We start from the raw sequence: 11,196 nt of genomic DNA, 5'->3' as shown, positions 1-11,196 counted from the left end.
TGTTGCTTAACTGAAATAATGGACATCGGCTTCTGAGTAATCTGTTTGTTTTTGGCGAAATAATTTGATCACATATGAAGCCTTTTTTCTATCTTTTTATTATCTTACGCTTAAGATCCTGTCTATGAGTAAGTCATTGAATTTTAATGAATCTGTGTTTTCAGATTCAATTTATAAAATTTTGTAAATTCAATTACTTATAAAAAGTGTCCGAACCATTGTAATAATGCTTCAATTACTTACCGAGTCAGTATCAAAACAGAACCCAATAGCGTTGGTTTGTTTTTTAAAGATACTCAATTTAAGGTGAACTTTGTCATGCTTACAAAGCATGAAGAAGGATTGGGTGATGAGGAATATAATCCACAGTTAGCAGAGAAAATAGGAACAGAGTTTGCCTATAGGTTTGAAGCTGTACTCAACAAGGGTACTGAATTACATGTTATTCCTGCTCGTTTATCGGTTTAACCTTTTATGAGCGCAAAGTCGCTTAACTAAGGTTAATTTACAATTCACTCTTAAGTTAAACTCTATCAAGTATAGTGGTAGGTCGATGTTTTATATTGTTACTACTGAGAGTTTGAATGTCTTCTCCGTCTGCAGCCGCTTATTCTCAGCTTACCTGGTTTTCGTCTCAAGGAGATCAAATGGAAAACCTTTCATATAAGAGTGGTGATTCACGGCGCCTTTCTTCCGAACAAATGATCACAATTCCAGTACCTGAAGGAAAAATCAGCTCCTTAAATGAAGCGGATTGTGATGATTTCCTGAGTGCAAATACGGATAAATTGATCGTAACACTATCAAGCGGTAAGAAAATAGACTTCAAAATTAGAATTGAAACAGAGTCAAATGACATAACCTGTTTTTTTAAAGATACTAAATTTAATGTTCAGTTTTATGTATTGACTGAAAATGAACTCCTTGAGAGTTATGAAAATATTCCAGTACCTTTGCTCAAGAAAATAAAAAAAGGTTTGTCTGATAAATTCACTTACGAACTTAATAAAGGAACTGAATTAAGGCTTAAAATATGGCGAATGAACCATTGTGTATTGACACGGCATAAGAGCTACGAAGTTCCTAATTTAATATCACGAAATCGAAGAGTTTTAATAAAGGTTGTAACTCCCGTTGCTGCTTTAACTTGTCTTATTTGGATAGTTCCTGCCGTGATCATTCTAGGAGTAAAAATCTGTGTTGATTCTGGAATGCCCAGAGATGAATGTGTTTATAGCTGATCAATGTTAAAGCGTTGAGGAAGTAATTTATGGTTTCAAAACTCGCTCAGTATATATTACCTGCAAGTCAGCCTAATGATCCTGTGGTTGCATCCTACAAAGATCGAGTCACTGAAAAAGAAAAATTCATAAAGTTACCCAACGGGAAGTGTAGTGACATTACTGATAAAGAGTGGCGTGAGTTTGCTGATTCTGGTGCTAAAACGTTGACATTAACTTGGTATAGTAAAGCAAAAGAAAAAAAGGCTTCTGTCACTTACAATCTTGGGGTGAGTTGCGTTGAAACCCCTGTTGCTATTTGTTGGACGCACCTCAAAATGTACGCAACCTTTCATGTTACAGAGTCTGCAACTGAGTCTGCTGCGGTTGCAAAAGGATTTAAAGTCGATAACAAGATGTCACAAAGACTCGCTAAACGTTTTAGTTCATTTTTAAATGTGGGTACTACAAACAGAGTGAACATGTGGCGAATTCAGCACCCATCATTAAATTACATTCCTAAAACAGACAAGAATGAACCCATCACCAAACCGAAGGAACTGAAAAAATTGGTGATGCCTTTTTGGCAAAAAGCATTGGCATGGGGAGCTATGATCGGTTTTGGGGTAGGCACATTTTTTTTAGCTCCAGTCATTCTTGCTGTGGGTATTCCTCTTGCTTGTTTAGTCGTCATTACTTGGGTTCCTTGTTGGCTAGTCTATGATATCTATCAAGAATATAAGATCCGCAAACGTTAAAACCATTAAACACTAAACCTGCCAATTTATTGGCTCAAAATTGGCGTCTTTTAGTAGTTTATTGACCTGAGAAAAGTGACCGCAACCAAAAAATCCACGATAGGCTGATAGCGGTGACGGGTGTGGTGCCGTCAAGATTTGATGAACTGGATTAGTGATTAATTTTGACTTTTTAATCGCATGACTTCCCCAAAGTACAAACACAATTTGGTGGAACTGTTCATTGAGTTTCACTAATGCTTTATCAGTAAAAATTTCCCAGCCATGTCCTGCGTGAGCGTGTGCTTTACTTTCCTCAACAGTTAATACGGTATTAAGTAACATAACGCCTTGTTTTGCCCAAGGTCGTAAATCACCATGTTCTGGAATTGTAAAGCCTTCGATATCCGTTGCGAGCTCTTTATAGATGTTCACCAAAGACGGTGGAACTTTTATTCCTTTATTTACCGAAAAACACAAGCCATGTGCTTGGTTAGGTCCATGGTAAGGATCTTGCCCGATACTATTTCGTAATTTTTATTTTGAGTGAGTGAGTGAGTAGTTTTAAATTAGCTATTGTATATAGGCTTCCTGAGAATACATGAAGGAAGATCACGAATCATACTGTTACCTTTTTGTAACTATTAAATACTCGCTGCTTTGTTACCCTCTATTTCATAGTTCGAATTTTATACTGTTACCTCATATTAGTAAAGTTTAATGCTTGCAGATGTGTAATGCTTGGTGCTGTAAACATTTTAGGTTTGAAATTTATGTAGTTTGAGTAATGTAGGATGTTTTGATTAACATTAACGTCTGATACTATCTTATTAGAATTTAGGTTATATATTTTAGGTAGTTATTGATGCCATTTATTGGAAAAGACAAGAGCACTGGAGATAGAATTAATATTCTTCATTTAGAAGACCCACGAAGAGAACTAACTAAAGATCAGGTGGTATGCCCATATTGCGGATCAGATATGTTTATAAGAGGACATCTTAGGTCAAAACCAACAATACACTTTGTTCATAAGGATATATGCCCAAGTTCATATAAATCTCACCCTGAATCTCCCGAACATCTCTATTTTAAAGAATATTTGGCGAAAAATTTAGTAACTGAATTTTCAGAGTATTCAGAAGCACATGTAGAACTTGAGTTCCCTTTGGATAGCTTAAAACGAATCATTGATGTGGCTTTTAAATTTCCTAATGGTTGGATTGTCGCACATGAAGTCCAGTTATCAAGTATTACTCCATTTGAATTAGAAGAAAGAACTAGAGATTATAAAGATGAAGGAATTGACGTTGTTTGGTGGCTTGGCAAAGATGCAAATACAATTTCCAATCGAGATTGGTGTCACGAAAATTTATCGGAATGTTTCGTCATTGATTACGAAATCCTACAAGAACAAACTTTGTTATAGATCAAGTACATCTAATAGGCCAGTTACACACTATTTTGAAGGTAGATATAGAACTATTAATTCTACGTCTATGTTTTTTATGGAAAGAAGAACAAGTGAAGGTAATTATTATGAATTAATAGAATTAAATAAGGTTGAGCCTGATTTACACAAATTACTTTTTGTTACCTTGTATATATACGGACAAAAAAGAGCACTTCCAATAAAAACACTTTTAAGAGGTATCGGTAAAAAAGATTCTATAAATCATCCTAGGGTTGCTGCAATTTTGGGTGATTGGGAAAAAAAGGGCTTTGTAATTAAATTCAAAACCACAAAAAAAGATCGGGAATATCAATTACCAGAAAATATAATTAATAATCCAGCATTAACAGGGTTAAGTTGGAATGGTTCAGCAAAAAGGCGTACAGGTAGCTCGCTTTCTAATGTCTCTTTATCAAAACGACAATTGATATGTACTCGATTAAGAGTTAAAAAGTGATGAGTTTAAGGATTTAGTCTAATAAACTTAAAAGTTCTTGACTGGAATAAAGTTCTCCTACTCTTGGATCTTTTTTCATATACTCTAGATATAGTTGAGCCTTTGAAATGTAGTGCTGATAAGTAGTAACAATGCTTTCATGACCAATTTGGTTCATTAATGCTTGCTCTACTGCCGAATTGTATGCTAACTCACCATTAGTATTTTTTAGGTGTATTACCATGAACATCGTTGCGTACCAATGCCGAGAATCATAAAACTCAAAATTGAAATCAAGTTTTTTATTAACAGAATAACTTCTATCTGAAATCATTTTTGAAGTAACGGGTGTTCCAGTTTTATTTAACCATAAAATATTTAAAGGACATTCTTTATTATACTTTTTACGATATAATTTTCTTCTTTTAATCAAATGTGGTTGGTATAAAGAGTATAATGAAGCAAATTCAGAACAATTAATTTTTACCTTTCTTAATTTATTTCCCTTTCCTTCAACATTGAAAATGAAATTAGTCTCGTTATGGTAAATTTTCTCCATATTTTGCCAACTAGAAATATGTGAATTTAAACCAGTACCATGATAAGGGAACTGAACTACTTCAGATGGGCGTAGCCCTGTGAATGAACAAAACTTAAATAATAGAGGGTATACATGATCATTATATAAACTTAAAGCTTTTTTAATTTCTTCTATAGATAATATGTTTTTTTCAGAAGTGTTGGTTTGAACTCTACGTGATAAGGCTTTTATTGTCTTGTTTTCTTTAATGTTTTTCTGGTGCTTATGTGTGTAAGATAATAAATCATTTTCACTTTTAAAATTTGCAATCCATTTTTTCGATGTAACATTGATTGGTGAGTGATATCCATTGTTTTTTAACCAATAATAGAAGTCATGAACTAAGCAAGCATCATTATAAATTGTTTTTTCACTAGGTCTTTTTAAATCATTTAAATTTCTATTATATATCCTTTTGATTTGCCATTCTTTAAGTTTGCTTTCAGTACCTAATAAAAATATTTCTGGTATGAGATTATCTTTATTTGTTGACTCAACTAAGAAAGTAAAAAAGTTTTGTAGTACTCTACTATATCTTGAAGATGTATTTTTTGATGATGAGCACTTTTCTGAAAGATAAATGTTAACATGAGATAGTAAAAATATTTCTTCATCATCAATATAAAGAATATGATGAGAGCATAGTAAACCTGTTAAACTATGCTTGTACTTTATGTATTCCCTTTTGATAATCATATTTTATTCCAATCAATAGGAGCTTTATTTTTTGATATTAAATATTCATTAGTATCATAAAAACAATTTGAACCAGAAAAAGCTATATATCCAACACCACTTCTTTTACAACTCATAGTTGTTGGGTGAGAAGTTTTAATCACTTTATGTTTTTTTTGATCAACTTTGTCAGTGAATTCATGTGCTTTTTTACCCCATGACAAGAAAACAACAGACTCTTTATTGTCATTTATGTATTTAATAACTTTGTTAGTAAAATTTTTCCATAGTCTTAAATGGTGTTCTTTTTTATTTAAATTTATTGTCAATGCTGAATTTAAAAGAAATACACCTTGTGTAGCCCAACATTCTAATTTACGATTGACAGGTAAATCAACTTGAAAAGATCGGTTTATTTCATCGTATATATTTTTTAATGAAGGTGGTGTTCTACCTTTTGCTGTATTAACACTGAACGATAAACCATGTGCAAACCCTTTTGTTGGATATGGATCTTGACCTAATATTACAACCGAAATACTTTCAAATGAGGTATAGGTAAATGCGTTGAATACGTCTTCTGAGCTTGGATATATTGTGTCATTATTAGCTCTTTCAAGTTCAATTTGTTTTAGTACCAATTTCATTTCTTTTGTATTTAGTTCATTTTTTAAAAAATCATCCCAACTATATGTCATATTTTGCTCAGCTTATGAAGTTATTTAAGTAATTTATGTTAAATCTATCATGATTATATTTAATATCAATAAGTTTATATTTTATTCACTTTTTATATATATTATATTAAATTGTCATATTAAATAATCTGGTTGACTTTTACAATTGTGATAGTGTCGAAACCATCAGAAATAACAGGTGTTTGAAAGTTTCTATCTATGATGGATAAATATTTATCAGGGATTAACTCACTTATTTTTTCATTGTTTCGATACAGTGTTTGATTGGATTGAGAAGACTCTGCAACGATTGCAATAATAGGTGTTTTTAATTTAAATAATTCAGATAAAAATTCATTTCGTTTAGTTCTTTGAGGGATCGGGATTGAAATAAATAAATATTTACCTTTGGGAAGAAATATTTTCTTTTTAATGCTTGTATCATTAACGTTATACCTTTCATGCATAATGACTATAGCGTTAACTTCTTCATTAGTTGCCCTTTGTATAGCGTCTTCAACTAATTGTTCTACAGCAAAGCTTAATCTATTTAAGTAATCTTTTATTTCATTGTTCTTTTTATATTGTGTCATTGCTGAAGTAATATTAGGTTTCATGTTAATGAATTCTACAATTCCAGAGGAAGAGTTTTTTAATTGTTCGTTTTCATATTTAAGTTTGATGTTATCTTCTCTTTCGACTCCTAAAGACGCTTCTAAATGCTTAATGTCTTTTATTTTTTCATTCAGTTGTTTACTTGTATTTACTAAGTTAATACTTTCCTTTTCTGCATTATGTATCGAAATATCTTTTTTCATAAGAAGTGTGAAGGTTTTATTTTTAAATTCCTCTTTGTAACTGTCTATTGAGTTCTTTAATTTATCGAGTTGTTCACTTTTTTGATTATATTTTATGTATAATTCTTGATTGGAAATTTCTTGCTCAAAAAGTTGTTCATCCACATCTTCATATCCCTTAATAGCATTAAGCATGTCTGGATAAGATTTGTATAGGGTTTTTCTTGATATTCCTACTTTTTTACAAACATGAGTGACAGTTAATTTGTTCACTTTGTTGATTCTCGACATAATTATTACATGAGCAATTTTTTTTCTAATATCATCTGAACTCATATAATTCTCCTGCTGTTTTTTGATGTTTTAACAAAATTATTAGGATTATTTTTTTCTTTTTCTATGTTTATTATTTCATTTTCTAAAAAAGTAATTGTTCTTTGAAACTCTTTTTTTACTTTGGGGTTCAAATTCTTTATTTTTAAATTGTTTTTATAAAACGATATATCACGCTTAAGTGTGGGAATTGCTGTTGATGTTAATATTCTTTTTTCACAGTTTATCCAGTCACATAATTGTGGGTCTGGTTGGGAGTACTCGCCATTATCAAGAATACGCATACATGGAGTTTGTTGTTCTTTACTTAATTCGGTTACAATGCAATATCCACCTATTGGTATTCTGTTTAAAAATATTGACTCACCAGACTCAATTATAGTTTTAATATATTCTTCTACAGTGGTATAAACTATGTTTGCTTTAAAAATTTCTGGTTTCTTTTTTATTATTTCTGAAAGAGTATCACCTGCTTTACCACTATATGTCTTGTTAAATATTGATTGCAGTAAATCTGTTAGCTCTGAAGTATATTGGTATTCAAATAAGTGTATGACTTCATCTACAAGTTCATAATTTCGTAAAATGTATTTTAAAGTCATCTTGTAGGATTTATGACCTAGTAAGTGTCTTACTAATTCAATGTTTTTTTCACTTCTACTTATTAATAACCAAGCTATAGTTTTTCTTAATCTGTGAACGTGTAGGTTTTTTACGTTGCAACTTTCTCCATAGTACCTGACTATTTCCATGATACTTGTTCGTGTTTTAATTCCATGATGGCTTTTACGTGCATTAGTATTTTTATTAGACGTTACTGCAAACAAGTATTCATTTTCTTTTTTTTCTTTAAGTTTTAATTTAAATATTTTTTTTATGATTTCCAGTGAATCAAAAACCGACTTTACAACAGGGACTCGTTCTCTATCACCTTTAATTGGGTTTACGCTTGTCTTCTTTCTTGTAAACTCTAGCAGATAATTATCATCTTCGAGTTTAATGCAGGAGTTGTATTTTAGAGTTTGTAATTCACTTACTCTCATTCCTGTTAATAAGCAAATATTACATATACACGCACCGATCACTTTGTCTCTTAATTCTATAGTAAATTCCTTAATTTTTATAGCACCTGTTTCATCTTTATTAAACTCAAATATTACTTTTTCATTTATATCTTTTATAGGAGGTATTTTATTAAGCCATTCATAATGTTTTGAATTAGTTTTTATTTTGTACTTGTTTAACAATTTAGCCTTTTCAAGTTTCTCGTACAATATTAAAAATTTTCTTCCTATACCACCACTAATAGTAAATATGTTTTTTGTTATTTTTTCTAATTCATTTTCACTTAATGGTGTATATGTTTTTAAATGTATAAGCTCGTGCTCTTTTAAATTATTTTTTATGCCGTTATAGTTGTAATTGGTAATGCTTAAAGGTAACTGGTATCTCTTAGGTATTAAGTTTAGTTTTGAAAGTGAAATGTAAAATTGTAGACCTTTATAAAATTCTGAATAGTGTGATTTTACTTCGCTTTTTTTGGCTTCATTGAAAGCCTCTAAAACTTGGCTTAAAATAAGGTTATTACAATATTTAGATGGTTCATATAAGGCGTTATCAATGAACAAGTATTTGATCATGGTTCTTATATGTGAGTGCTTTGCTTGTGTTGTGTGATAACTATTTATTGTTCCATGTAAATCATTATGAGGTATGGAGAAATATCCTAATAGTTTAAATAGGAATGTAAGTTTCTTGTTTATATTTTGATAATCATGAACACCTTTTGGTAAAGAATGAAGTTTAAAGGTAAGTCCTACTCTATCTGTTTTTGTGAATAACTCCCATACTTCATCAGAAAATTTGTTTGTTGATGTAATATAGCAATTAGATATTTCTTGATCAGTTAAATCGTATAAGGAGTTGATTACATTAATACTGTTAACATTCTGATTTTCATCAAGTTCATTTAGTGCATCTATAAGTAATGATTTATCATCAAAGTCTAACTCTTGTAATAATAGATCTATGTTACTCATGTTGTTCTCCAAAAGCTATATTTGGCATGGCTGGTAGTAATGGGTAATTTTCCATTTGAAAAATTTCAGCCTCTTCTATATCATTTTTATCCTCCCAGTTTTCTAATACATATTGAATTGCCGAAAGTTCGTCAGAATACAATTCTTCGAATATTAATTTAGATAATATTGACTCTTGTTCAAGAATATATTGTCTTCGATCAATTATATATGGTAGTGAGTTTCTAGTAACTAACGATTGTGGGCATAATAAGCACTTCGTTATGAATTTACATGGTTTATCTTCTCTAACATAAAGTTCATGTTGATAAAATTGAGGATTGGATGAGTCTTTGCAAATACAGATAAGCCTTTCATTTTTATCATCTACAAAAATATTTCCATATTTAAATTTGGATTCTGCATTTCTATCTCTATCTCCAATTCTATTTGGTATTAGCGTTCCCCTAAACTGTCCTGTTTTTAAATCGGATTCGATCAAGGTCATTTCATTTATTAAATTGTTTAACCTTCTTTTAATCGCTGTCGGACTGTTATCGTAGTGTTCGTCTGTTATATCATAGCTGCTATGCCCCATAAGGATTGACATCATTTCTTTACCTATTCCAGTATCTTGCTTTATCATTTTCCAAGTTGTTCTTAGTCTACTGGTGAGTTTTTCCGATGAGTCTATTCTGCCGTTTTCATCGTTTAGTTCATTTTTATTTAAAAAGTGTTTCATGGCTATGCTATATATTTTTTTGTTATTCAGATCTACTAAAATATTATCACTTTTTTTATTCCCCCACCTGTATTCGTTTTTTAGACATAAGAATGCAATATCTTTATTTTGATTTGATTCTTTAATTTCTTTGTAATACTGTGATTCTCTCAATGGGTTTGTAATATCAATCAATAATTTAAATAAGTTGTATGCGGAATATTTTTCTTTTTTATTTGAACAAAAGTATATAGGTTTTGATTGTGAATAAGGAAGATTTATATCTTGTTGCCCACGAATTTTGTATGATTTAATTAATACGGAGTTGTTTTCATTTAAATCACTTAAAGCATGAGTGTAATCATTTATGTTTATGTTAAAAACTGTTTCCTTGTTCCATCCAGTTTGCAGCATTATCATTAAGAGTATTGCAACCATATCTTCTGCGTTAGGGTAAAGCAATTCTATTATTTCCCACCAAGAGTTAATATCATTACCGCAAAAGTTATATTTTTTTGTTTCACAACTATGATGTACATATTCCTTGTATCTGAAATATTCAAATTCATTCTTAACATCTTTAAATGATTTTGCTCCATTAGAAGTCTGTGAACCACAGTATTTGGTTCTTAATTCATCTATATTAGTATTTAAAGGGTAGTTTGGATATAAGTTAACTAAAGTTGTGACTACATCTTCAAGTTTTAAATTATAGCTAGTTATAGGTGTTCCCTTGGGGTGTCTACCTGTATCTGCCAGTTTGCTCCATTTATTTTTGTTGTATGCTACCACGAACTCTGATACCTTCATTTTTGCTACGTTCGCATCTTCACATTTTCTAATTTTTGGTAGAAGGTTTTGAGTGTGTCTATTGTTTTCTTCTTTGTAGTGATATTTATATAGGAAGCATATATTTTTTAGGCTATAGTCCTTAGAAGATTCAAGCTTTATTTCTTCTATGTTTAATATTTTTCCATTTTTTATCAATTTGTTTTTTAAATTCTTTTTCTCAATTATATTGTCAATCCTTTTAGTTAAGATTGAAAATAAATTATTTAATGTTTTTTTTGGTAATGGATCTGTAGGTTTTGCTGGAATCGATCTAGCTATTGGGAATGCTAGATTTTTACTGTGCTTTATATTTTTTTCTTTTATATAATCTAGAATTGCTTTTCTTGATATTTTATATTTGTTGAATGCAGGTCTAATATCATAATTTAGTTTTAGATAATGGTAAAATCCATGTGTAAGTTCAATGTCAAAGTCTTCAATTGAGTTATACTTTTTTGATTCAGATAATATGCTTTGTGAAAAGCAGAATTGAATAAGAATGTTAAAAGCACTATTAAGGTGTGAAGCTGAAGAGTTGGTGCGATATGGAATATAAGCTTGTGCAGCCTCTATCAATGATGCTGTAAGTTGGGGCAGTACCTTAGCTGCTGCTGATTTATGAAAGGTGATTGTGTTTAATGTACCTTCTTTAGACTTTATTTTCATTCAGTTTCCTCATTCGTTACCCAATTATTATCAAAAAATACTCTAACAAGCA

At 30.6% G+C, this 11,196-nt stretch carries 10 protein-coding genes and 1 pseudogene; 5 read left to right on the top strand and 6 right to left on the bottom strand.

What is annotated here, in order from left to right:
* Window positions 1-318: 318 nt before the first annotated feature.
* The 3 genes from D5018_RS21665 to D5018_RS08555 all read left to right on the top strand — a co-directional run bounded on the left by D5018_RS21665 (window position 319) and on the right by D5018_RS08555 (window position 1,978).
* Window positions 319-468 carry a hypothetical protein gene (locus D5018_RS21665; RefSeq protein ID WP_165905024.1) on the top strand — a complete coding sequence of 50 codons (150 nt, stop codon included), beginning with the start codon at window positions 319-321 and terminating at the stop codon, window positions 466-468.
* Window positions 469-647: 179 nt separating this feature from the next.
* Window positions 648-1,241 (top strand): hypothetical protein, encoded by a 594-nt coding sequence (locus D5018_RS08560; protein WP_121838596.1) that lies wholly within the window; start codon window positions 648-650, stop codon window positions 1,239-1,241.
* A 29-nt stretch (window positions 1,242-1,270) separates the two neighbouring features.
* On the top strand, window positions 1,271-1,978 hold the full coding sequence (locus D5018_RS08555) for a hypothetical protein (protein WP_121838595.1): 708 nt from the start codon (window positions 1,271-1,273) through the stop codon (window positions 1,976-1,978).
* A gap of 12 nt (window positions 1,979-1,990) precedes the next feature.
* Here D5018_RS08555 and ung (D5018_RS08550) read toward each other — a convergent pair.
* A pseudogene (gene ung / locus D5018_RS08550) lies at window positions 1,991-2,479 on the bottom strand (uracil-DNA glycosylase); the annotation flags it as partial.
* A 343-nt stretch (window positions 2,480-2,822) separates the two neighbouring features.
* On the opposite strand from ung (D5018_RS08550), the gene D5018_RS08545 reads away from it, so the two are divergent.
* A complete protein-coding gene (locus D5018_RS08545; RefSeq protein ID WP_121838593.1) occupies window positions 2,823-3,386 on the top strand; it encodes a competence protein CoiA in 564 nt (187 codons plus the stop codon).
* Window positions 3,387-3,465: 79 nt separating this feature from the next.
* The gene (locus D5018_RS08540) at window positions 3,466-3,867 is read left to right on the top strand and encodes a hypothetical protein (RefSeq protein ID WP_133309259.1); all 402 of its coding nucleotides are present in this window, start codon (window positions 3,466-3,468) and stop codon (window positions 3,865-3,867) included.
* A gap of 13 nt (window positions 3,868-3,880) precedes the next feature.
* Here D5018_RS08540 and D5018_RS08535 read toward each other — a convergent pair whose 3' ends face one another.
* The 5 genes from D5018_RS08535 to D5018_RS08515 form a co-directional block, all read right to left on the bottom strand.
* On the bottom strand, window positions 3,881-5,122 hold the full coding sequence (locus tag D5018_RS08535; protein WP_121838591.1) for a site-specific integrase: 1,242 nt from the start codon (window positions 5,120-5,122) through the stop codon (window positions 3,881-3,883).
* Complete coding sequence (gene ung / locus D5018_RS08530; protein WP_121838590.1) at window positions 5,119-5,799, bottom strand: uracil-DNA glycosylase; 681 nt, start codon at window positions 5,797-5,799, stop codon at window positions 5,119-5,121. The genes D5018_RS08535 and ung (D5018_RS08530) overlap by 4 nt, the downstream gene beginning before the upstream one ends.
* Before the next feature lie 119 nt (window positions 5,800-5,918).
* Complete coding sequence (locus D5018_RS08525) at window positions 5,919-6,911, bottom strand: hypothetical protein (protein WP_121838589.1); 993 nt, start codon at window positions 6,909-6,911, stop codon at window positions 5,919-5,921.
* Complete coding sequence (locus D5018_RS08520) at window positions 6,908-8,947, bottom strand: site-specific integrase (RefSeq protein WP_121838588.1); 2,040 nt, start codon at window positions 8,945-8,947, stop codon at window positions 6,908-6,910. The genes D5018_RS08525 and D5018_RS08520 overlap by 4 nt, the downstream gene beginning before the upstream one ends.
* On the bottom strand, window positions 8,940-11,144 hold the full coding sequence (locus D5018_RS08515; protein WP_121838587.1) for a hypothetical protein: 2,205 nt from the start codon (window positions 11,142-11,144) through the stop codon (window positions 8,940-8,942). The genes D5018_RS08520 and D5018_RS08515 overlap by 8 nt, the downstream gene beginning before the upstream one ends.
* Between the last annotated feature and the right edge of the window lie 52 nt (window positions 11,145-11,196).

Origin of the sequence: Parashewanella curva, assembly GCF_003675895.1 — a bacterium.
GTDB classification, from domain to species: domain Bacteria; phylum Pseudomonadota; class Gammaproteobacteria; order Enterobacterales; family Shewanellaceae; genus Parashewanella; species Parashewanella curva.
The sequence above is the reverse complement of the archived record's forward strand: the minus strand, read 5'-3'. Positions and strand labels throughout refer to the sequence as shown.